Source organism: Vibrio sp. ER1A (assembly GCF_000733315.1).
In the GTDB taxonomy this organism is placed as follows: domain Bacteria; phylum Pseudomonadota; class Gammaproteobacteria; order Enterobacterales; family Vibrionaceae; genus Vibrio; species Vibrio mediterranei.
Genome location: NZ_JPJA01000086.1, coordinates 221301 through 243886, shown reverse-complemented (window position 1 = coordinate 243886; position 22586 = coordinate 221301). Strand labels below are relative to the sequence as shown.

General features: G+C 45.2%; 20 protein-coding genes. 15 read left to right on the top strand and 5 right to left on the bottom strand.

Going from position 1 to position 22586, the window contains the following annotated elements; translation table 11 throughout:
• Positions 1–4 precede the first annotated feature (4 nt).
• A complete protein-coding gene (locus tag HW45_RS08735) occupies positions 5–619 on the bottom strand; it encodes a fumarylacetoacetate hydrolase family protein (RefSeq protein WP_038226382.1) in 615 nt (204 codons plus the stop codon).
• 242 nt (positions 620–861) lie between these two features.
• On the opposite strand from HW45_RS08735, the gene hutC reads away from it, so the two are divergent.
• The 9 genes from hutC (at position 862) to HW45_RS08690 (ending at position 12251) form a co-directional block, all read left to right on the top strand.
• Complete coding sequence (hutC, locus tag HW45_RS08730; protein WP_038226381.1) at positions 862–1572, top strand: histidine utilization repressor; 711 nt, start codon at positions 862–864, stop codon at positions 1570–1572.
• Positions 1573–1734: 162 nt separating this feature from the next.
• Positions 1735–2277: a porin family protein gene (locus HW45_RS08725; RefSeq protein ID WP_031497153.1), complete on the top strand. Its 543-nt coding sequence runs from the start codon at positions 1735–1737 to the stop codon at positions 2275–2277.
• Between the two features lie 265 nt (positions 2278–2542).
• A complete protein-coding gene (gene hutI / locus HW45_RS08720; protein ID WP_038226379.1) occupies positions 2543–3775 on the top strand; it encodes an imidazolonepropionase in 1233 nt (410 codons plus the stop codon).
• Positions 3765–4760 (top strand): formimidoylglutamase, encoded by a 996-nt coding sequence (gene hutG / locus HW45_RS08715; RefSeq protein ID WP_038226377.1) that lies wholly within the window; start codon positions 3765–3767, stop codon positions 4758–4760. The genes hutI and hutG overlap by 11 nt, the downstream gene beginning before the upstream one ends.
• A gap of 94 nt (positions 4761–4854) precedes the next feature.
• Entirely contained in the window at positions 4855–6546 is a 1692-nt protein-coding gene (gene hutU / locus HW45_RS08710; RefSeq protein WP_038226376.1) for a urocanate hydratase, read from the top strand.
• Between the two features lie 10 nt (positions 6547–6556).
• Complete coding sequence (gene hutH / locus HW45_RS08705; RefSeq protein ID WP_038226375.1) at positions 6557–8089, top strand: histidine ammonia-lyase; 1533 nt, start codon at positions 6557–6559, stop codon at positions 8087–8089.
• Between the two features lie 206 nt (positions 8090–8295).
• Positions 8296–9495, top strand: a complete 1200-nt coding sequence (trpB, locus tag HW45_RS08700) for a tryptophan synthase subunit beta (RefSeq protein ID WP_443083036.1) — start codon at positions 8296–8298, stop codon at positions 9493–9495.
• A 328-nt stretch (positions 9496–9823) separates the two neighbouring features.
• Complete coding sequence (gene gbpA, locus HW45_RS08695) at positions 9824–11275, top strand: N-acetylglucosamine-binding protein GbpA (RefSeq protein ID WP_038226367.1); 1452 nt, start codon at positions 9824–9826, stop codon at positions 11273–11275.
• Positions 11276–11423: 148 nt separating this feature from the next.
• On the top strand, positions 11424–12251 hold the full coding sequence (locus HW45_RS08690) for a DUF481 domain-containing protein (protein ID WP_051867927.1): 828 nt from the start codon (positions 11424–11426) through the stop codon (positions 12249–12251).
• Between the two features lie 75 nt (positions 12252–12326).
• Here HW45_RS08690 and HW45_RS08685 read toward each other — a convergent pair whose 3' ends face one another.
• Complete coding sequence (locus HW45_RS08685; RefSeq protein WP_038226365.1) at positions 12327–13940, bottom strand: NAD(P)/FAD-dependent oxidoreductase; 1614 nt, start codon at positions 13938–13940, stop codon at positions 12327–12329.
• A 221-nt stretch (positions 13941–14161) separates the two neighbouring features.
• Here HW45_RS08685 and fdxA point away from each other — a divergent pair, with 221 nt between their 5' ends.
• Positions 14162–14485, top strand: coding sequence for a ferredoxin FdxA (gene fdxA, locus HW45_RS08680; RefSeq protein ID WP_006069141.1), 324 nt, complete (start codon positions 14162–14164; stop codon positions 14483–14485).
• An 80-nt stretch (positions 14486–14565) separates the two neighbouring features.
• On the opposite strand, the gene HW45_RS08675 is transcribed toward fdxA, so the two are convergent.
• The gene (locus HW45_RS08675) at positions 14566–15306 is read right to left on the bottom strand and encodes an RNA methyltransferase (RefSeq protein WP_038226364.1); all 741 of its coding nucleotides are present in this window, start codon (positions 15304–15306) and stop codon (positions 14566–14568) included.
• A 424-nt stretch (positions 15307–15730) separates the two neighbouring features.
• Between HW45_RS08675 and codB the strand changes: the two genes are divergently transcribed.
• From codB to HW45_RS08650, 5 genes are all read left to right on the top strand, one after another.
• A complete protein-coding gene (gene codB, locus HW45_RS08670) occupies positions 15731–16975 on the top strand; it encodes a cytosine permease (RefSeq protein WP_038226363.1) in 1245 nt (414 codons plus the stop codon).
• A 19-nt stretch (positions 16976–16994) separates the two neighbouring features.
• Positions 16995–18272 carry a cytosine deaminase gene (locus HW45_RS08665; protein WP_038226362.1) on the top strand — a complete coding sequence of 426 codons (1278 nt, stop codon included), beginning with the start codon at positions 16995–16997 and terminating at the stop codon, positions 18270–18272.
• 279 nt (positions 18273–18551) lie between these two features.
• The gene (locus HW45_RS08660) at positions 18552–18761 is read left to right on the top strand and encodes a cold-shock protein (protein WP_006069145.1); all 210 of its coding nucleotides are present in this window, start codon (positions 18552–18554) and stop codon (positions 18759–18761) included.
• Positions 18762–19055: 294 nt separating this feature from the next.
• The gene (locus tag HW45_RS08655) at positions 19056–19577 is read left to right on the top strand and encodes a hypothetical protein (protein WP_152559654.1); all 522 of its coding nucleotides are present in this window, start codon (positions 19056–19058) and stop codon (positions 19575–19577) included.
• A 51-nt stretch (positions 19578–19628) separates the two neighbouring features.
• Positions 19629–20066 carry a hypothetical protein gene (locus HW45_RS08650; RefSeq protein ID WP_152559653.1) on the top strand — a complete coding sequence of 146 codons (438 nt, stop codon included), beginning with the start codon at positions 19629–19631 and terminating at the stop codon, positions 20064–20066.
• 37 nt (positions 20067–20103) lie between these two features.
• Here HW45_RS08650 and HW45_RS08645 read toward each other — a convergent pair whose 3' ends face one another.
• Together HW45_RS08645 and exaC are read right to left on the bottom strand one after the other, a co-directional pair.
• Positions 20104–20880, bottom strand: a complete 777-nt coding sequence (locus HW45_RS08645; protein ID WP_038226360.1) for an AAC(3) family N-acetyltransferase — start codon at positions 20878–20880, stop codon at positions 20104–20106.
• A 147-nt stretch (positions 20881–21027) separates the two neighbouring features.
• Positions 21028–22548 (bottom strand): acetaldehyde dehydrogenase ExaC, encoded by a 1521-nt coding sequence (gene exaC / locus HW45_RS08640; RefSeq protein WP_038226355.1) that lies wholly within the window; start codon positions 22546–22548, stop codon positions 21028–21030.
• Positions 22549–22586 lie beyond the last annotated feature (38 nt).

The following is a 22586-nucleotide window of genomic DNA, read 5'->3' as shown; positions in this document are numbered from 1 at the left end:
AGGGTTATATCGCCAACCATTCAACTTCAACAATGGCTTTTCCCGCGTATTTAATACGACCGAGAAACCTATCTCCAGCGACTATCTCACCAACCCCTTGGGGCGTCCCGGTCATCACAATATCTCCATCTTGCAATTCAGTGTAAGAAGCCAGTTCTTGCAAAATCACAGCTGGTTTATACAACATTTGTTTGGTGCCACCTAGTTGCATTCGCATACTGTTGATAAACAACTCCACCTCAAGCTCACAGACATCCATATCTGATAATGGAATGAAACGGCTAAATTTGGCGGAGTTATCAAACGCTTTAGCTCTTTCCCAAGGCAGACCCTTCTGTTTCAACTTAGACTGTAAGCTTCGTTTGGTAAGATCTAATCCAAAGCCCACTGCGTAGAGTTGTCGGTTGCGGATAAGGAAGCAAATTTCTGCCTCGTAATGAAGAGGCTCATCAAGGTAAGAATAGAGCTCTGATGCGATACTAGAGTTTGGTTTGTTGAACACCACCATATCTTCAGGGATCTCATTCCCTAATTCATTGATGTGTTCGACGTAGTTACGGCCTACGCACAAGATCTTCGATGGGAAAAAAGAGTCATCTCCAACAAATACCGCTTTCATTGCCCTTCCTTGACTGACAGGTAAATTCAACACTAAGAACTGTGCATTTTAACGGATTTATAGTGACAGACTTATGATTTAGAGGAGTATTTTTCAAAGTTGAGGCAAGGATCGAGGTTTAAGTTGTTATCGTAGTTGCGCACCCAGCCCACAAATTTGATAGGAATTCATCTCACTCCTTGCATTTTAATTCAATTTCGACAACCATTTGTATATTCAATTTATCGAGTGACGAGTCGTTAATGTCCGCTGAGCCCCTGTATATTCAAATCAAACAATACATCGAACAGAAAATAGACCAAGGGCACTGGCCTGTTGGACAGCGTATCTCAACCGAAATGGAGCTCACCGAACAGTTTTCTGTCAGTCGAATGACCGTTAATAAAGCCATTAGGGATCTGGTGGGTGAAGGAAAATTAGAGCGACGACCAAGGCTTGGTACGTTCGTAAAAAAGCAGAATGAAAAGGCTGAGAGTCCTCTACTTGATACACGGAACATCGCCAAAGAAGTCGCTTCTCGCGGTAAAACTTATTCGTGCGATGTCATTAAACACCTCGCAACCAAAGCCGACCAGAATATCGCCACCAAGCTAGGCGTTATGTTGGGGAGCTCGGTTTACTACAGTGAGATCTTACACAAAGAAAACGACCTTCCTATTCAGTTGGAATGTCGTTGGGTAAACGCAAAGTTTGCACCTGACTATTACAAACAAGATTTCTCGAAAGTCACTCCAAACGAGTACTTGACGCTAAACTGCCCAATGACTGCAGTTGAACATACCGTCGAAGCCATTATTTGTAATGATGAAATAGGTCAGAGACTCAAAATGACGACAAAGGAGCCTTGTTTATTGCTCCACAGAAGAACTTGGAGTGACGACCGCCTTATCAGTACAGCCCTGCTCTACCATCCCGGTAGCCGCTATCAGCTGAGCTCGAAAGTCACCCTTTAGTCACGTGTAATACTCTCGAATTAAACAAACTAAACAACTCACTAATTTGTAAGCTAACTAACTCTAATACAAAGAGTTAGCTTACGTTGGCTTACCCCAATACCTAAGTTCCAATGTTAGGATTTCTCGTATAATAACCACACAAACCAGTGAGAAATCAGAATGAAAAAAACAGTCTTAGCACTTTCTTTAGCCATCGCCGCTTTTTCTACGGCACCTTTAGCCAACGAAGGCTTCTACGTTGGTGCCTCTTATTCAAAAATGAGTTACGACGCAGCGTTTGTAAGCAGTAACGAAGTGACAAATGGCTACTCAGCGAATGGCGGCTATGATTTTGCTTTGGGTAGCTTTTTTGTACTTGGTACAGAGCTAGAATATAAGAATCTTGGTTCAACCAAAGAGTCTTTCCTCAACGATTATTACACCTTGTCGATGACCTCATACGGAATCAATGTCATCCCCAAAATTTATATGGGCGATCGTCTTTACGCGCTAGCAAAGCTAGGTTTCCACAAAATTAATTCAGAAGTTGAAACTAACGTTTCGGTCAACGGTTCATCAGTCTCCGACACTGCATCCGTATACGGACTCGGTCTTGGCTACGACATCACGGAACACTTTGCGATTCAAGCCAGCTACGAAATTCACAACATCGCCGTCTACAATACCAAGTCTGCCAACCTTGGAGTTAAGTTTAACTTCTAATCTTACCTATATCTGGCAAATTATACTCACTTCAGTAGGTCACCGTATAGTGGCCTACTTCTTTTTAAGATCATGTATATCAGTCAGTTAAGCCACAGAGTTACCGCCGTTAAGGTTTAAAATCACCTAACCTGATCCTTCTATTTAATCGTCTACTAAAACCTCAAATCTTAGACGCTTAGATCACATTTTGTACGATGCACTATTGATCAATTGTATATATTAGACTAAATAATTGTATATACAATAAAGCTTTGGATTAAACATGCACTTAATTCTTAAAAATGCCCGACTTGTTACTATGGAAGAAGGCTCAACTGGATACACTCCTACGGAGCCTTGTTACCTGCTTATTCGTAGTGGGTTAATCGTCGCTATGGGTGGAGACCTATCCACACTCTACGGCAATACGCCAAAAGAGTGGTCAGATTGTCCAGTACTCGATTGCGCTGGCGGTATTGTGACGCCCGGATTAATTGATCCCCATACACATTTGGTTTTTGCCGGGAGTCGAGCACAAGAATTCGAAGCACGTTTAAACGGCGAATCGTACCAAGCTATCGCTCAGCGCGGTGGCGGTATTAACAGTACGGTTGCATCGACTCGTGCCGCCTCTGTGGACGAGCTAATTGAACTTGCCCTACCAAGATTGGACAGTTTGATTAAAAGTGGCTGTACAACTATCGAAGTGAAGTCAGGTTACGGATTGACGCTAGAAGATGAAGCGAAGATGTTGGTGGCCGCCAAGTCGTTAGAAAACCATAGACGCGTCAGTATTACCACGACGTTACTCGCAGCACATACTGTCCCCCCTGAATATCAGGATAGAGCGGACGAGTACATAAACTATGTGGTAAACGACATCATCCCTCACATCGCAAAACACAACTTGGCAGATTCCGTAGACGTCTTTTGTGAATCCATAGGATTTACTCTAGAGCAAACTGAACGTGTTTTTGCCGCAGCTAAAGCGCATGGTCTTGCTGTCAAAGGGCACACCGAGCAGCTCAGTAATCTTGGCGGCAGTGTACTTGCCGCTCAATACAAAGCGCAGTCGGTCGACCATATCGAGTATCTGGACCAAGCGGGCGTAGAAGCTCTTGCCACTTCAGGGACCGTAGCAACACTTTTGCCCGGGGCATTTTACTTCTTAAGAGAAACACAGCTGCCACCCATTGAATGGCTGCGTGAGTTTAACGTGCCAATGGCAATCGGTAGCGACATTAATCCCGGAACCTCTCCATTTGCAGACTTACAGTTAATGATGAATATGGCTTGTACCTTATTCCGTCTAACGCCAGAAGAAGCGCTTCGTGGTGTGACATGCCATGCTGCGGCAGCAATTGGTCAGAAAGACACCATTGGACAAATCCGCAAAGGATTTAAAGCCAATTTAGCCATTTGGGATATCGACCATCCGAGCGAGCTTAGCTATCAGTATGGATTGAAAGGACTTAAACAACGTATCTTTGCTGGGAGTATCGAACATGTCGCCTAAAACAATCAATACTCAGCACAGTTTTACTTGGTCTGGCCGTGACGACCTAGAAGATGGCGAGAAGCGTCTCAGAGTTCATCACGTCATTACACAGATTCATGAGCTAATGTCAGACACTTGTGGTGCTCAACTTCTAGGTTTTGAAACCGATGAGGGCGTGTCTAGAAACAAAGGCAGAGTTGGCGCTAAAACGGCACCTGATGCTATCCGTGGTGCCTTAAGCAATTTGGCTTGGCACTCAGAAACTAAGATTTTAGACCTAGGCAATTCAGGCTCACAAAACACATCTTTGGAACAAAATCAAAGTACAACGGCCAAAATCATTACCAATGCCCTCTCTCATGGACCTGTCGTTGTGCTCGGCGGTGGACATGAAATCGCTTGGTCATCTTTCTTAGGGCTATCAAACTATCTACGCCAAAGCGAACCCACTCCTAGAATCGGTATCATCAATTTCGACGCTCATTTCGATCTTCGAGAGTATCAATCTGAAACCGTGCCCTTAAAGCCGAGCTCTGGAACACCATTCTCGCAAATTGCTGACCACTGCCAATCAGAGCAACTCGCTTTCGAATACCTTTGTATCGGCATCAGTTCAACTTCCAATACACTAGCCTTATTTGATAAAGCACAGCGCTTGAATGTTCGCTATATCGAAGACACAGAGCTGCTGCTTAACCCCCACACACCAATGCTTAAGGAACTTGAACAGTTTATTGCCAGCGTCGACTACCTCTATCTCACAATCGATCTAGATGTGTTCAATGCAGCACTTGCTCCGGGAGTCAGTGCTCCCGCTGCTATTGGTCTATCCATTGAACACTTCTATCCATTTTTTGAGGCGATATTACAGCACAACAATAAGTTGCTGATGGCGGATATCGCTGAATATAACCCTACCTATGACATTGACAATCGCACCGCCAAACTCGCCGCTAGGCTCTGTTGGCAAATGCTGACGGCAATGTCCAAGCAGCAAAAATAGCCAAAAAATAGCAATTAACAACCAATTACGTGAAACACAGTGCGACGCCGCATAACGAACCAACCTGGCGTCCACCATTCAAAAGGAAAACAAGATGACTGATAGTAATAATGCTCGTCTAGATGCAACTCGCAAAATCAAGGCACCACATGGTACTGAGCTAAATGCCAAATCATGGCTGACAGAAGCACCACTGCGCATGCTGATGAACAATCTTGATGACGAAGTTGCTGAGCATCCTCAATCATTAGTGGTTTACGGCGGTATCGGCCGAGCGGCGCGCAATTGGGAGTGTTATGACAAGATCGTCGAAGTCCTAAAACGTCTTGATGACGACCAAACACTTTTAGTCCAATCAGGCAAACCCGTCGGCGTTTTCCCGACACATAAAGACGCTCCACGCGTATTAATTGCCAATTCCAACTTAGTCCCACATTGGGCCAATTGGGAGCACTTCAACGAGCTGGATAAGCAGGGCCTAATGATGTACGGCCAAATGACGGCAGGTTCGTGGATTTACATTGGTTCTCAAGGCATCGTTCAAGGCACGTATGAAACCTTTGTGGCGATTGTCAAGCAACATTTTAATGGCGATGCCAATGGCAAGTGGATTCTAACAGGTGGCCTTGGCGGTATGGGCGGCGCTCAACCACTCGCAGCGACTATGGCTGGCTTTTCAATGATTGCTGTAGAGTGTGACGAATCTCGTATCGATTATCGTCTAAATACTCGTTATGTCGATACCAAAGCGCATAGCCTCGATGAAGCATTGTCCATCATTAAGAATAGCGACAAACCAATCTCAGTTGGTCTACTAGGAAATGCCGCTGATATCTATGCAGAATTGGTAGAGAAAAACATCACGCCAGATGTTGTCACCGATCAAACCTCAGCACACGATCCTCTTAACGGTTACTTACCGCAAGGCTGGACCATGGAACACGCTAAACAGCAACGTGAAAGCGATCCAACCGGCGTGGTGAAAGCGGCCAAAGCCTCGATGGCAGTGCAAGTTGAAGCCATTCTAACTATGCAACAACGCGGCTCGGTAGCAACTGACTACGGTAATAACATTCGTCAAATGGCGTTGGAAGAAGGGGTAGACAACGCGTTTGATTTCCCAGGTTTTGTTCCTGCGTATATCCGTCCACTTTTCTGTGAAGGTATAGGACCTTTCCGTTGGGCTGCACTCTCTGGTGATCCGGAAGACATCTATAAAACAGACCAAAAAGTCAAAGAGCTGATTCCTGATAATCCACATCTGCATAACTGGCTCGATATGGCGCGTGAGCGTATTCAGTTCCAAGGTTTACCTGCTCGTATCTGCTGGGTAGGCCTGAAAGATCGTGAGCGTTTGGGTCAGGCTTTCAATGAAATGGTTAAGAATGGCGAACTAAAAGCACCTGTGGTTATTGGTCGTGATCATCTTGATTCAGGTTCAGTAGCCAGCCCGAACCGCGAAACCGAAGGTATGATGGACGGCTCAGATGCGGTGTCCGATTGGCCATTATTGAACGCCTTACTCAACACCTCAGGTGGTGCTACTTGGGTATCTCTGCACCACGGCGGCGGTGTAGGAATGGGCTTCTCACAACACAGTGGAATGGTCATTTGCTGTGATGGTAGCGATGATGCTGCTCGACGTATTGCACGCGTTTTACACAATGACCCTGCAACTGGCGTAATGCGCCATGCCGATGCTGGGTACGACATCGCTAAACAATGTGCCAAAGAACAGGGCCTAGACCTGCCAATGCTGAATCAAAATGATGATAATCGAGCTTAAGGAGCACACCATGTTGAAATTAGTTCTTGAGCCAGGTCAGCTAACGTTAGCGCAACTACGCCAACTCAGCCGTTCTCCTGTGAGCTTATCTTTGCATCCTTCAGCGGTTGAAGACATTGATGCAAGCACTCGAATTGTAGAGCAAGTTATCGCCGAAGATCGTACGGTCTACGGCATCAATACTGGCTTTGGATTGTTAGCTAATACACGCATTGAGCCAGAAGATCTCGAGATCCTGCAAAAGAGTATCGTGTTGTCACACGCCGCCGGTATTGGTGAGCTAATGAGTGATGAAACCGTTCGTCTAATGATGGTGCTAAAGATCAATAGTCTTGCGCGCGGCTATTCAGGTATTCGACTTAAAGTCATTCAAGCGTTGATTGAACTGGTTAATTCTCAAGTTTACCCATGCGTTCCTCAAAAAGGTTCTGTTGGTGCATCAGGTGACTTAGCCCCACTCGCTCACATGAGCACAATCTTACTCGGTGAAGGTGAAGCGAGACATAACGGGAAAATCATTAGTGGTCTAGAAGCTTTGCAAATTGCCGGTCTTGAACCAATCACGCTAGCACCAAAGGAAGGGTTAGCACTACTAAATGGCACGCAAGCCTCGACGGCGTTTGCTTTAGAAGGTCTGTTCTTAGCGGAAGACCTGTTCGCATCAGCAACGCTATGCGGCGCAATGTCGGTCGAAGCCGCACTGGGTAGTCGACGTCCATTTGACCCGCGCATTCATCGAGTAAGGGGACATCGCGCACAAATGGATGCAGCTCTAGCCTATCGCCACCTATTGGAAGGCAGTAGTGAAGTGGGTGATTCTCACCAAGCATGCGAGAAGGTACAAGATCCGTATTCGCTGCGTTGTCAGCCTCAGGTGATGGGGGCATGTCTACAACAGATTCGCAACGCAGCAGAATCGCTCCAAGTGGAAGCAAATTCTGTCTCTGACAACCCATTAGTGTTTGCTGATGACGGCGATATTATTTCCGGCGGTAATTTCCATGCTGAACCCGTCGCTATGGCGGCAGATGGCTTAGCGCTAGCGATTGCAGAAATTGGCAGCCTCTCAGAGCGTCGAATGGCATTGCTCATTGATAGTGCCCTGAGTAAGTTACCGCCTTTCCTCGTCGACAACGGCGGTGTTAACTCAGGTTTTATGATTGCGCAAGTGACTTCAGCCGCGTTAGCAAGCGAAAATAAAACCCTTGCTCACCCGGCCTCAGTTGACAGCTTGCCAACTTCGGCTAACCAAGAAGACCACGTTTCTATGGCAACTTTTGCGGCTCGTCGCTTAAAAGATATGTCAGAAAATACGCGCGGTATCTTGGCCGTGGAATATCTAGCGGCGGCTCAAGGGTTGGACTTCAGAGCACCACTGAAGTCCTCGCCACGAGTAGAGCAAGGTAAACAAATCCTGCGTGAAGCGGTGCCGTTCTACGATAAGGACCGCTACTTCGCTCCGGATATCGCTAAGGCAAATGAGATTATCAAGCTCGCACTTCATAACGCACTCATGCCTGAGAATATACTTCCAAGCCTCTGATTTTATAGATTTTAAAAGAGCTAGCATACTGCTGGCTCTTTTTTGTTGTACGCAAATATTTACCAATTAAATAACCGGACGACATGTTGGCAGTCACAAGTTTAAAATGAGCCTATGTGTACATGCATCAAATTGCGTTATAACAAATGTGCTTAAGAAAAGAACAACGAGGCACAAAAGACATGGAAAATACGTTTAACCACCCTATGCCCAACGCTGAGGGCTATTTTGGCGAATACGGCGGTAGTTTTATCCCTCCTCAGCTACAAGAAATCATGGATGAAATCAGCGCAGCTTACGACTCATGCCGCCAAGATCCAGATTTCAGAGCCGAGCTTGCTCGCCTATATAAACACTTTGTAGGACGCCCTAGTCCAATCTTCCACGCTCAAAATCTTTCTGAAAAATACGGCGCACCTATTTATCTCAAACGGGAAGATTTAAACCACACTGGTGCACACAAAATTAATCACTGTTTGGGCGAAGCACTGCTTGCAAAAAAGCTTGGTAAGAAAAAGCTCATCGCGGAAACTGGGGCTGGACAGCACGGCGTCGCCCTTGCCACAGCGGCGGCTTTAGTGGGTCTAGAGTGTGATATCTATATGGGCGAAGTCGATATCGCAAAAGAGCACCCAAATGTGGTGAGAATGCGAATTCTAGGTGCTAATGTTATTCCTGCAACTCACGGTAGAAAAACGTTGAAGGAAGCGGTAGATGCTGCATTTGAAGCCTACTTAGCGGACCCGCATACTCAGTTATACGCCATTGGCTCGGTTGTCGGCCCTCACCCATTTCCTGCAATGGTACGAGACTTCCAATCGATTATCGGTAACGAAGCCCGCGTTCAGTTCCAAGAAATGACAGGTGAACTGCCCAATAATCTCGTAGCATGTGTTGGTGGAGGCTCTAATGCAATGGGTCTGTTTAGCGCGTTTTTGAATGATGAAGAGGTTAAAATCCACGGGGTCGAACCATCAGGGCGCGATTTGCATACCGAAGGTGAACATGCTGCGACGCTAACACTTGGTGAGCCTGGCGTTATGCACGGGTTCAAATCATACATGCTAAAAGACGGAGAAGGCGAGCCTCAAGAAGTATACTCAGTGGCAAGTGGTCTCGACTATCCATCGGTGGGGCCTCAACACGCCTACCTCAAAGATACTGGTCGCGTGAGTTACGGCTATATTAATGACAAAGAAGCCATTGATGCTTTTTTTGAGCTATCCCGTTTGGAAGGCATTATTCCAGCCATTGAATCGGCCCACGCCGTTGCGTACGCACTGAAATTGGCAAAAGAGGAGGAAAAGGGGTCTATTCTTCTCAACCTATCTGGTAGAGGCGACAAAGATATCGATTTTGTTGTTGAGCATTATGGGCAAGACTTCGGTATTGAATCGCTGCTGTAGGCCGTAAAAGACCACAACGTACCATAACGAGTTCTGCCTGATTGAGTCTCTAATCAGGCAGAATTAACATTCTCACTCATTGATAAAATCAACATTAAAACCAACGCTAGACCAGTATTTTAGAATAATCATCTAGAATATGTCATTTTAATGCCAACCTCGCCGATTTATTGAGTTTGATTCCATAAATAAGGCAAACCATTCGCCACACTTATTTTTCCACTCTAAATTACTTTCTATCACTTGCCGGATGCGAGTGACCATAAGAATAAAGACTTCCACTTGCGTGTTAATACGCATTAGAAACTGATTAAGAGAAGGTATTGGTATGAAACAGACAAGAGTCTTGCTTTCAATGGCGACACTTGGTTTAGTTGCTAGCCCGTTAGCATACAGCCACGGATACGTTTCAGCGGTTGAAAGCGGTGTTGCAGAAGCTCGTGCAACGTTATGTAAGTATCCAGCCGACACTGGAGAAAAGAACGTAAATTGTGGCTCCGTCCAGTGGGAACCCCAAAGTGTTGAAGGTCCTGAGGGCTTTCCTCAAGCTGGTCCTCCTGACGGCCAAATCGCAAGTGCAGGCCTAACGCAGTTTTCTCCTCTTAACGAGCAGACGTCTGACCGTTGGGTAAAGCGCCCTATTCAATCAGGTATGCAGACTTTTGAGTGGACATTTACAGCCAATCACGTCACTAAAGATTGGAAGTATTACATTACCAAGCCGACCTGGAATCCGAACCAAGCCTTAACGAGAGATTCGTTCGATCTGAATCCATTTTGTGTGGTAGAAGGCAATATGCAGAAGCCACCAAAATTAATGAGCCACCAGTGTAATGTCCCTGAACGGGAAGGCTATCAAATCGTACTAGCGGTGTGGGATGTGGGTGATACTGCCGCTGCTTTCTATAATGTTATTGACGTACAGTTTAATGGTGATAATCCTGGCATCCCAGGCTGGTCTCAAGCAGGTACAATCAATCCAACGATGGATTTGAAGGTTGGCGACTCCGTTTTCACTCGCGTCTTTGATTCTAACGGTGAGCTACCAAACCTTTCTACCAGTATTACCATTACTTCAGAGCAACAAGGACAGGCAAATCAGTGGTCTCACGCTCTCGCGACACAAATCAATCATGAACACACTGATATCAAAGCTGGACAGCAAGATAGTAACGGCAATATCTCACCAGTTTATGGTAGCAACACCGTGTATGTGGCAGATAATAGCGGCTTAGATCGCGTTGAAATTGGCTATGATATTGTGACACCTCCACCTTCAATCGGTGCAGACGTAACGGGACTGGATCCAGAGTATCAAATCGGTGAAACACCAATTGAACTTGCACTGAACGTCGCAGCTACAGGTAGCGTGGACGTAAGCATGAATGTTTACAACCACGCACAAGAATCTCTAGCGAGTCAGGAACTTAGCTTAGCGGATGGTGAAAACCAGAATGTAACCCTAACGCTCTCTAAATCTGAAGCTGGCCACCATATGTTAGTGACACGCGTAAGAGACGATAAAGGCAATCTTGTCGACCAAACGACGCAGGACTTTATGTTGGTAGAACAAACCGTCCCCGGCGACTATGACTTCGTTTTCCCTGATGGTCTGTCACAGTACACAGAAGGCACTAAAGTCCTCGCTAAAGATGGTCACATTTATCAGTGCAAACCATTCCCGAACTCCGGTTACTGTGTTCAATGGTCACCAACAGCAACCCAGTTTGAACCTGGCGTCGGTAGCCACTGGACATCAGCTTGGAACAAACTGAATTAATCTAACCTCTAAGGTAGCACCTTCCCCTATGGGTGTTGCCTTTCTTGCCCTCATTCGCCACTTTCAAGTTTTCACTTAAATGACGCACTAAACATCTAATTAACAGTCTGATATATTGGGCCTATACATACTGTGAAAGGTGATAGAAATGGATATTCGTCATCACAGCCTTGCATTGATGTGCGCTTCTATCACATCCGGGTCTGCATATGCTGGTGATTTTAAAGTAGCGGTTGGCGCTTTCTTCTCTCAGGCTGATACTTCCATTGGAGTGACCAACCCCAATACGGGTAATAACTATGATTTAGATTTTGAATCAGATCTTAGCTTAAAAGAACGTACTACTTTGCCCTACTTTTTGATCGGTTACGACTTCAACAATCGCCATGGAATTTTTCTTGATTGGCGCAGCCTTCATCGAACTTCAACTAATGAATACGTAACAAAGTCTTTTCAAATTCCTGACTCCGATTACGAGGTGCAAGCTGGGGCTCGCATAAACTCTACCCTTAATATCGACATCATCCGTTTAGGCTATTCGTATACATTTTACGATGGCGAAGATTGGGACTGGAAAACGACCATTGGTCTTCATGTGATGAATTTCAAAGTAGGATTTGGTGGCGAACTTGGCTATAGAGTTAACGATGATAGTGACGTCATTCCCATTAAAGAAGAGGAGTTTACTGACCTTACCGCCCCGTTGCCTAATATCGGATTGATTGCGGACTATCGCTTAACGGATGAATGGCATTTTCTTGGTCACGCACAAGTATTTGCAGTAAGTATTGAAGACATTTCCGGGTTGTTACTGGACTTAGGGCTTGGTGTCGAATACAAGTTCAATGAAGATCTCGGACTGGCAGCCTCGTACAGCTACTATGAAATAAACGTCAACTACGGGATGCAAGTCACCGATCTTGATGCAAAGTTTCGCTTCTATGGTCCAATGGCTACCTTGACTTATCAGTTCTAAATTATCCCTATCGCAATAAAAAAGGCCACTAACACAACTGTTAATGGCCTTTGTGAATTAACGAAAAGGTGCGATTTAGTTCTCTAGCTTTCCGACCATAGACAAAGCAACGGCTTCTGCTGCCTTAATACCATCTATACCTGCCGACAGAATACCACCAGCGTAACCTGCACCTTCACCTGCGGGGAAGAAGCCTTTAAGGTTAACACTTTGATAGTCTTTACCGCGTTTGATGCAAACAGGCGACGAAGTACGAGTTTCAACTCCGGTTAACAGACCATCTGCACCAGCGAAGCCTTTGATCTTTTTATCAAACGCAGGAATCGCTTCTCTGATTGCCTCAATAGCAAAGTCAGGTAGAGCTTTAGAGAGATCGGTTAGCTTGATGCCTGGTGTGAATGACGGTTCTACCTCACCTAAAGCACTTGGGTCATTACCTTTTAAGAAGTCACCAATTTTCTGAGCTGGTGCATCGTAGTTTTCACCACCTAACAGATAAGCATTACTCTCTAATTCACGTTGGAATCGAATACCTGCTAATGGATCACCTGGGTAGTCTTGATCAGGTGAAATACCCACTACAATTGCACTGTTAGCGTTGCGCTCAGCGCGCGAGTATTGGCTCATACCGTTAGTCACTACGCGGCCTTCTTCAGAAGTCGCCGCAACAACGGTTCCGCCTGGACACATACAGAAACTATATACAGTACGACCATTTTTGCAGTGATGCACCAGTTTATAATCAGCCGCGCCAAGGATTGGGTTACCAGCATTAGGACCAAAACGCGCTTCATCAATCACTGATTGTCTGTGTTCAACACGGAAACCCACAGAGAAAGGTTTAGCTTCCATATAAACACCACGTTCATGCAGCATTTCAAACGTATCACGAGCACTGTGACCTACGGCTAGTACCACGTGGCGTGATTTGATTTCTTCGCCATTTGACAGTGTCAAGCCAGTGATTTGCCCGTCTTCCATGTGAATATCATCAACGCGAGTACTAAATCGAATTTCACCACCTAGTTCGATGATTTTCGCACGCATTTTCTCAATCATGGTCACAAGTTTAAACGTACCGATATGTGGCTTACTCACGTAAAGAATTTCTTCTGGTGCACCAGCAGCTACAAACTCTTCGATGACTTTACGACCATAGTGCTTTGGATCTTTGACTTGGCTGTAGAGTTTGCCATCTGAGAACGTCCCCGCACCACCTTCACCAAACTGTACATTCGACTCTGGGTTCAGTGTACGCTTACGCCAAAAACCAAAAGTATCCTTGGTACGTTCACGAACTTCCTTACCACGTTCAACGATAATCGGATTAAAGCCCATTTGTGCCAGCACAAGGCCAGCAAATAGACCGCAAGGGCCAAATCCAATAACGACTGGACGTTCAGTGTTATCAACTGGAGCTTTAGCAACGAATTTGTACTCCATATCCGGAGTGACTTTGACGTGCGGATCATCGGTAAATTTCTCTAGCAGTAATGCTTCATTCTGCACTTCTACATCTAGAGTGTAGATAAGGAGAATCTTGGTCTTCTTACGCGCATCATAGCCACGCTTGAACACATTGAATGACATCATCTGCTCAGCAGAAATGCCGAGTTTTTTAAGAATGGCAGCAGAGATTGCGCCTTCTTCGTGGTCAAGAGGAAGTTTAATTTCAGTTAAACGTATCATGGAGGGGTCTCGCCTAGTCGGTGTCTTAGCCTAATCGGTCAACTTGGGGACCGATAAGCTCACAATGGCGCGCATTTTACGTTAACTTGTTTTGTCTGTCATACTTAATTCACTTTAGGCAGGAGTTAGATACATGAATAACCTGCTTCTAATATTGAATTTTGTTGGCGAATGAGTATTATCGCCCCTCCACAAATTTGGCAAATTAAGAGTTGATAACCATGGCTTTTGTCGTCACTGATAACTGTATCCAATGCAAATATACCGATTGTGTCGCGGTGTGCCCTGCTGACGCATTCTACGAAGGCCCAAACTTTATGGTCATTAGCCCTATCGACTGCATTGACTGTGGACTTTGTGTGCCTGAGTGTGACGCTCAAGCGATTTTCCAAGAAGACGAGCTGACGGAAGACCAGCAAGTATTTATTGAGTTGAACGCAGAATTAGCAGAAGTCTGGCCCAATATCACCGAAGTCAAACCTGCTATGGATGAAGCAGAGAAATGGAATGGCGTGCCAAACAAGTTAGGTATGCTTGAAAAATAGCACCATAAACACCCCAAAAGGGCGCAATATCAATAAGATATTGCGCCCTTTTTAGTTCTAGTCGTATTCTGCAAAGGCCGTTAAACTTCACTATGTTGACGACGAAAGTTATCGAGAATAATCCCCGTTGCCATAGCTACATTCAGTGATTCGGCACCACCAAATGCTGGAATGGTAATTTTATCTGTCACATACTGTGCAGCGTCAGGGCGGACACCGTGAGACTCACTACCCATTAGCAAGATACCCTCTGGAGAAAAGGTCATCTTATGCACATTTTCGCCTTCTAAGAACGCTCCATATACCGGCAGTGACGCTTGCTCTAGGTAGCTAGGAAGATCCAAAAGCGTTACTTGAACACGCCCAAAGCTGCCCATCGTAGCTCGGATGGTCTTAGGATTATACGGATCTGCACAATCGGTACTGGCCACGATATGTTTGATACCATACCAATCGGCGATTCGAATAATGGTGCCCAAATTACCCGGATCAGAGACCCCATCTAGGGCGATCATCATCCCCTTAGCCGCTGGTATTTCCATTTGAGGGATCACTACGACGGCCACTGCCGCATTGTTACTCACAAGAGAACTGGCTTTAGTCAGTTCCTCAAGTGATGCTTCGATACATTCAACACGTTGCAACGCTTCTCGATTGCTTGCTAAAAATTCACTGGTGGCAAAGACATGTTTTATCACCATGGATGTCTCCAATAGCTCTAACACGTTCTTCTCACCTTCTACGAGAAATAAGCCATGTGCTTTACGCTGTTTCTTTTGACTTAATGCACGAAGAAGTTTTAATTGGTTTTTGGAAATCATAGTCATACCCCAGATGAAAGCGCGGGCATTATATACTTAATTGAGAATCTGATGCGAGTAGCAAAACGTTGCCTAGCGCCATTTCTAAAACCTTGGCGTTTCTGAGAACATTGGGCAATAGCCATAAAGTTGCACTTATCGACGTTATGAACCAATTTGATAACAAAGTTTATAAAAACGCACACTAAAGAGCCTCAGCAAACGGTTGCCACCTGCCAATACAAAATAAATACAAAATAATCACCGTCATAACAAAACACCTAACCAAATGATTTTATTATGCTAAATATCAATATCACTTGGCTAGCTGTAAAAATACGACAATTCGCCTCTTGACTCTCACATTTACATCACCATAATACGCGCCGTTTGCCTAAAATCTGGTAAATGGTGTATTTAAATTTAGATAATTGTGAGGTAAGAGATGTCTGCGGATAACAACTACAGTCTAGGTCCGGTTCCACAATCGGCTAGAAAGGGAGTCGCTTCATTAACCATGGTGATGTTAGGACTGACTTTCTTCTCCGCAAGTATGTGGACAGGTGGTTCACTCGGCACTGGTCTCTCCTTTAATGATTTCTTCCTCGCTGTTCTCATTGGTAACCTCATCCTCGGTATTTACACTTCTTTTCTTGGTTACATCGGCTCTTCCACTGGCCTCTCTACTCACCTCCTAGCTCGTTTCTCTTTTGGCTCTAAAGGCTCTTGGCTTCCTTCTGTCCTTCTTGGCGGCACTCAAGTAGGTTGGTTTGGAGTCGGTGTGGCTATGTTTGCCATCCCCGTACAGAAAGCAACAGGTATCGATACCAATACGCTAATCATTGTTAGCGGCTTGTTGATGACGGCAACGGTCTACTTCGGTATTTCTGCGTTAATGGTACTGTCTGCCATCGCCGTTCCTGCTATTGCCCTCCTTGGTGGTTATTCTGTTTTGACTGCGGTCGACAGCGTGGGCGGTATTGGTGAACTTCAAAAGATTCAACCTGCAGAACCTCTTGATTTCTCAATTGCACTAGCAATGGTCGTTGGCTCATTCGTAAGCGCTGGTACACTAACGGCGGACTTTGTTCGTTTCGGTCGTAATCCAAAAGGTGCTGTATTCATTACAATGGTAGCTTTCTTTATCGGTAACTCACTGATGTTCATCTTTGGTGCAGCAGGCGCATCGGTGACGGGACAATCCGATATCTCTGAAGTGATGATTGCTCAAGGTCTATTGCTTCCAGCCATCATCGTACTAGGTCTGAACATTTGGACGACTAATGACAACGCACTTTACGCATCAGGTCTTGGCTTCTCGAACGTGACAGGCTTGCCAAGTAAGTATCTGTCTATGGCGAATGGTCTGGTTGGCACACTATGTGCCCTTTGGCTCTATAACAATTTTGTTGGTTGGTTAACCTTCCTATCGCTTGCTATCCCACCTATCGGCGGCGTAATCATCGCGGATTTCATTACAAACAGAAAACGTTACGCAAATTTTGAAACTGCGAAATTCCAAACTGTGAACTGGGCAGGTATCATTGCAGTAGGTCTTGGCGTAGCAGCAGGTAATTTTCTACCAGGTGTAGTACCAGTTAATGCTGTACTTGGCGGTGCCATCAGCTACGTCATATTAGACCGCCTTATCAACAAGAAAGCGGCGCAACTTAAACAAGCAGACGCTTAATAATTAGGAATTTGGTGTTATGTCATCTTTGCTCATTCAAAATGCTTCAATCAATATGAAAGAAGGTCTTTATGACCTTTTGATTGAAGACGGCGTTTTCAAGGCGATTGAACCTGCTGGCTCAAAAACGCTGACTGCGGACAAACACATTGACGCGACCGGTCATCTGGCGACAGCGCCATTTTGTGAACCTCACATTCATTTAGATACGACTCAAACTGCCGGAGAGCCTAGTTGGAACATCTCGGGAACCTTGTTTGAAGGGATTGAACGTTGGGCAGAACGCAAAGCACTCCTGTCTATTGAAGACGTTAAGCAGCGTGCCAAACAAACTTTAAAGTGGCAGATTGCCAACGGTATTCAGCACGTTCGTACTCACGTTGATGTGTCTGACCCAACACTAACCGCGCTTAAAGCGATGGTGGAAGTTCGTGAAGAAATGAAGCAGTGGGTTGATATCCAGATCGTTGCTTTTCCGCAGGAAGGTATTTTGTCTTACCCGAATGGCAAAGAGCTCCTTGAAGAAGCGGTACAGCTTGGTGCGGATGTTATCGGTGCGATTCCACATTTCGAATTTACTCGCGAGTACGGCGTTGAATCACTTCATTACGTCTTTGAATTGGCGCGTAAATACGACCGCTTGATTGACGTTCACTGCGATGAAATTGATGATGAACAATCTCGCTTTGTGGAAACTCTTGCGGCGCTCGCTCATAAATATGAAATGGGCGACAAAGTGACAGCAAGTCACACCACCGCAATGGGTTCTTATAACGGCGCGTACGCATCTCGCTTGTTCCGTCTACTGAAGATGTCAGGCATTAGCTTTGTCGCAAACCCGCTGGTTAACATTCACTTACAAGGTCGTTTCGACGATTACCCTAAGCGTCGCGGTGTAACACGAGTAAAAGAAATGTTGGCTGCAAACATCAACGTCTGTTTTGGTCATGATGATGTTTTTGATCCTTGGTACCCATTGGGTACTGCCAACATGCTTCAAGTCTTGCACATGGGGCTACATGTATGTCAGGTGATGGGCTACGATCAAATCAATCAGTCACTTGACTTGATCAGTACTAATTCAGCTAAAGCGCTGAATATCCAAAACAAGCACGGTTTGGACGTGGGCAAAGCAGGTAGCTTGCTATTGCTGCCAGCGGAAAATGGCTTTGATGCCGTTCGACGCCAAGTACCCGTCAGCTACTCTATTCGTAACGGTTCTGTCATCGCTCAAACGAAGCCAGCCGAGACTCAAATCCACCTCGAGTCCTCTGAAAACGTTACGTTTAAACGCTAATCATCATCTCAAAAGAGCAAGTCACGAATGGCTTGCTCTTTTTGTAACTAATTCATAAGAAATTCATTTAATCCTTTGCTAGGTGTGTTACACTGCTTGCGCTCTGGTGTTCAGAGTTATTTAAAGTAAGAGTAAAAGAGTACGAGAAGTATTGTCAGATAATTTCCCTTGCGGGTATTTGTCATTCGTTTTTCCCATTTACGGCTTGATTAAATAAACGGAAACACAAAGCGAGATCGCCGAAAGGCAAATTTTAATCTTAAAAGTAAGGGACATAACATGTCTAACACAAATACTGGCACAGTAAAATGGTTTAACGAAGAGAAAGGCTACGGCTTCATCGCTCAAGAGAACGGTCCAGACGTATTCGTTCACTTCCGCGCTATCTCTGGCGAAGGTTTCAAAACTCTAAAAGAAGGCCAAGCGGTTTCTTTTGGTGTTGAGCAAGGCCAAAAAGGTCCTCAAGCTGTTAACGTTATTCCTCAATAATAGCGACAGTTAAAGAATTTCTAAAAGGCTTCGAGTAATCGAAGCCTTTTTTGTATCTGCAAACACAACTACCCACCTCTCTTTTCCAACGCTTTTCTAACACTGCTACATTAGGCTACTAAACTCATCATCTTTACGATATCTCCTGTCACTCACCGTGACATAGGCTGTCTCTCCGAGGCTCTAAATCAGGAGAGTCAGTCATCCAATCTTATGGATTTCCACGCAGGGATGCGATTTCGTCAGTTGGTATTTTCTAACTGTATTTTTGACAATTTTGGAATCGTAAAGATAATGAAAAAACTACTCGCATCTGCACTAATCGTGGCTTCTTCCTCTACTATCGCCGCAGGTATGGACGACGTTAATTTTAACATTTTGGCAGGGTATGACCGCAATGCACCTACGGTAGCGTTTGAAGTTGATTATGCAAACATTCTACTGGGTACTCAGCTACACGCTGAGCAAAACTCAAACGTAGCCGATTTAACATCAAAAAACGCAATAGCTCTAGGCACCGTAGAACGCAATAATTTCTCATTCTATTCAGGTTATCGCTTTGACATGGGGCTTAGCCTTAAAGCAGGTGTCACCGTTAATAGTCTTAAGTTCGACCATGTTGCAAGTGAGATCGGTTCTTTTAGCAACCGTAAAGTGCTGCCATTTTTAGGTGCTGGATATGAATTCAAAAACGGCCTCAATCTTAACCTGCACGGTACTATCGGCAAAAATGACAAACTAGATGTTGGCAGTGCAGGCGAACTGTCTATAGAGGATAAAGCCAACATCAGCTTCTTAGTCGGATACCGTTTCTAAAAGCCTTGTAACGAGAAGCCCACAGTAATCTCATCACTCGAAACAAGACATATGAAAACACTGAAATTAACAATGCTAGTCATTGGCGCTTCACTATTGTCAGGCTGTTCCGTCTACAACGCGGTGAAAGCAGGACAACTGCAAGCGGACTACGACCTAATCTTAAGAAATAGCGCCATTTATAATTCTGATAATGGCAGCCAATACAGTATCCCTGTACCTCATAATGAAAGCAGGAACAAAATGCTGGTTTGCTATAACCAAAGCGGTATCTTCAGTGCCTCCGATTCTGGAGAGTTACGAGAAGTGGCCAATGAATGGCTAAGCAAAAATAAGCCGGGAAAGCTCGCTGGCGACGAACTAAACCGTTCTGGCGTTTGGGATTCTAGAACCTGTTATGAGTTCGACATTGTGGATATTCAACAGAATGGTGCGTATCTCGATGAAGAAACCGGGGAAGTCGTTATCGTCGGTGAAAGTCACGGATAAGCAATATATAAGAGCCTAGATTTAGGCTCTTTTTACTTTATTCATACCACGACTCTGGGATGGGCTCATCGTACAAAAAGACATCTTGGTTTCGCTTTAAGAACGCTTGCACTATATCTGCCATTCCTTTCGCGCTGGCTAAAAACGATCTTGCCTCGCCAATAGTCCCCCAATGGCCGATACCTTGTTTAACAAATGGACGCTCAAGCTTGTCATAGTTTTCATGAATGCTACCAAACGGACTTTTATGGCGACGCAAAATCGTCTCAATAGCCTCATCACCTTTAATGATCGTGATGGCTTCTGACTCAGAATCGATACGGTTAGGAATCGCACTCCACTCCTCCACACCATGTATGTATGTGTTACGAGTTAAAGGACACCCTAGAAAGAGAATCTGCGCATCAACGTCATAGAGTTTTCCCCACGCGCCATGTCGAGGGCATGGAGACGTCAATGTTTCTTCGCCAGCAATAAACTGCTCGGCATTTTTCCCCAACGCGGCCATAGAGTGAGTAGGATGAAGCGAACGAAGCACGCCCTCTCTTTGCCTAAACATCTCACCAAGGATACCGACGCAAGAGGGTTCTGTTTTAGGGTCGTAAATACCATTAGCAAGATTGTGCTTGTCCCAACTATGCGTGGGTAGCAATAACAACCCTTCCGACATAAACTCACTCAAAGCATCTAATACTGTGTCAGCCCCACCCTCAACGTCGCCGATGGCTTTCATGGAGGAATGTACGAGCAACGTTCCATTTGGATTGATGCCAATATCTTGGAAATCGCTAATTAATCTCTGTTTCGTGATCATTTTTTCGTTGGTTTTTCGTTGTGTCGAAAGATACTGACAAAAACCGCAGTAAATAACCGTTAACCAGACGTGTATTCTAGTAATTTTACAGAGATATGACGAAAAAGCCGGAGCAAAAAGCTCCGGCTTAACGACAAACTAGAGGTCTTAGAAGAAGCCTAACGGACTAGTCGAATAACTCACCAACAAGTTCTTGGTATTTTGATAATGGTCGAGAGCAAGTTTATGAGTTTCTCGTCCAATGCCCGACTTCTTGTAACCACCAAATGCAGCGTGTGCAGGATATGCATGGTAGCAGTTAACCCACACTCGTCCTGCTTGAATCTCACGTCCCATGCGATACGCTAAGTTGCCATTACGAGTCCAAACCCCTGCGCCTAGACCATACTCAGTATCGTTAGCAATTCGCAGTGCATCGGCTTCGTCTTTAAAGGTGGTAATCGCGATAACAGGACCAAAAATCTCTTCTTGGAATACACGCATTTTGTTGTTACCTGCAAGCATGGTTGGCTGAATGTAATAGCCGTCTTGTAAGTCACCTTCTTGCTTGTTCATGTCGCCGCCAATGATCACTTTTGCACCTTCTTGACGGCCTATTTCCAGATAGCTCATGATCTTATCAAACTGCTCTTGTGACGCTTGAGCACCGACTTGCGTGGTCACATCCAGTGGGTTTCCTTGCTTTATGGTTGCTGAGCGCTCCTCAAGCTTGGCGATAAATTTGTCATAAATAGACTCTTGAACCAAGACTCTAGATGGGCAAGTACATACTTCACCTTGGTTAAAGAAAGCTAATAGTGTCCCCTCAATGCACTTATCTAAGAAGTCATCGTCCTTATCAAAGATATCTTCGAAATACACATTCGGAGACTTACCTCCAAGTTCAACCGTCGAAGGTATCAAACTTTCCGTAGCGCATTTTAATATATGGTGGCCAATTTCCGTTGAACCAGTAAACGCAAGTTTGTTAATACGCTCACTAGTTGCTAACGCTTGACCAGCCTCTGCCCCATAACCATTGACAATGTTGACCACACCAGCAGGAATTAAGTGACCGATTTTTTCCATAAGCATTAAGATAGATGCTGGCGTTTGCTCCGCAGGCTTGAGTACCACGCAGCACCCTGCTGCTAATGCTGGTGCTAGTTTCCATGCTGCCATCAGCATTGGAAAGTTCCATGGAATGATTTGACCAACAACGCCCACAGGTTCTGGGAAATGGTAGCTTGCAGTGTTGGCATCAATATCCGCCGCTGATCCCTCCTGAGCACGAATACAACCAGCAAAATAACGGAAGTGATCCACGGCTAAAGGAAGGTCTGCTGCTAATGTTTCACGCACAGGTTTGCCGTTTTCCCACGTCTCTGCAACAGCAAGTTCCTCAAGGTGTTGCTCTATTGTGTCAGCGATTTTGAGCAGGACGTTTGCTCGCTCAGTCACACTGGTTTTGCCCCAAGCTTCGCGTGCAGCATGGGCGGCATCGAGGGCCAAACTAATATCATCGGCATCTGAACGAGGGACTTCGCAAAACGCTTTACCATTAACTGGAGATGTATTTTCAAAATACTTGCCGTTTACTGGTGCTACCCACTCTCCACCAATATAGTTTTCATATCGTTGCTTGTAGTTAACTACTGCGTTTTCCGTTCCTGGCTGAGCGTAAATCATAGCTTATCCTTTTGTTATTTAATCGAATGTTAGCAGCG

Coding starts and splice junctions, on each gene's coding strand:
- HW45_RS08735 (WP_038226382.1), bottom strand. CDS start 619: ATGAAAGCGGTATTTGTTGGAGATGACTCTTTTTTCCCATCGAAGATC.
- hutC (WP_038226381.1), top strand. CDS start 862: ATGTCCGCTGAGCCCCTGTATATTCAAATCAAACAATACATCGAACAG.
- HW45_RS08725 (WP_031497153.1), top strand. CDS start 1,735: ATGAAAAAAACAGTCTTAGCACTTTCTTTAGCCATCGCCGCTTTTTCT.
- hutI (WP_038226379.1), top strand. CDS start 2,543: ATGCACTTAATTCTTAAAAATGCCCGACTTGTTACTATGGAAGAAGGC.
- hutG (WP_038226377.1), top strand. CDS start 3,765: ATGTCGCCTAAAACAATCAATACTCAGCACAGTTTTACTTGGTCTGGC.
- hutU (WP_038226376.1), top strand. CDS start 4,855: ATGACTGATAGTAATAATGCTCGTCTAGATGCAACTCGCAAAATCAAG.
- hutH (WP_038226375.1), top strand. CDS start 6,557: ATGTTGAAATTAGTTCTTGAGCCAGGTCAGCTAACGTTAGCGCAACTA.
- trpB (WP_443083036.1), top strand. CDS start 8,296: ATGCCCAACGCTGAGGGCTATTTTGGCGAATACGGCGGTAGTTTTATC.
- gbpA (WP_038226367.1), top strand. CDS start 9,824: ATGAAACAGACAAGAGTCTTGCTTTCAATGGCGACACTTGGTTTAGTT.
- HW45_RS08690 (WP_051867927.1), top strand. CDS start 11,424: ATGGATATTCGTCATCACAGCCTTGCATTGATGTGCGCTTCTATCACA.
- HW45_RS08685 (WP_038226365.1), bottom strand. CDS start 13,940: ATGATACGTTTAACTGAAATTAAACTTCCTCTTGACCACGAAGAAGGC.
- fdxA (WP_006069141.1), top strand. CDS start 14,162: ATGGCTTTTGTCGTCACTGATAACTGTATCCAATGCAAATATACCGAT.
- HW45_RS08675 (WP_038226364.1), bottom strand. CDS start 15,306: ATGATTTCCAAAAACCAATTAAAACTTCTTCGTGCATTAAGTCAAAAG.
- codB (WP_038226363.1), top strand. CDS start 15,731: ATGTCTGCGGATAACAACTACAGTCTAGGTCCGGTTCCACAATCGGCT.
- HW45_RS08665 (WP_038226362.1), top strand. CDS start 16,995: ATGTCATCTTTGCTCATTCAAAATGCTTCAATCAATATGAAAGAAGGT.
- HW45_RS08660 (WP_006069145.1), top strand. CDS start 18,552: ATGTCTAACACAAATACTGGCACAGTAAAATGGTTTAACGAAGAGAAA.
- HW45_RS08655 (WP_152559654.1), top strand. CDS start 19,056: ATGAAAAAACTACTCGCATCTGCACTAATCGTGGCTTCTTCCTCTACT.
- HW45_RS08650 (WP_152559653.1), top strand. CDS start 19,629: ATGAAAACACTGAAATTAACAATGCTAGTCATTGGCGCTTCACTATTG.
- HW45_RS08645 (WP_038226360.1), bottom strand. CDS start 20,880: ATGATCACGAAACAGAGATTAATTAGCGATTTCCAAGATATTGGCATC.
- exaC (WP_038226355.1), bottom strand. CDS start 22,548: ATGATTTACGCTCAGCCAGGAACGGAAAACGCAGTAGTTAACTACAAG.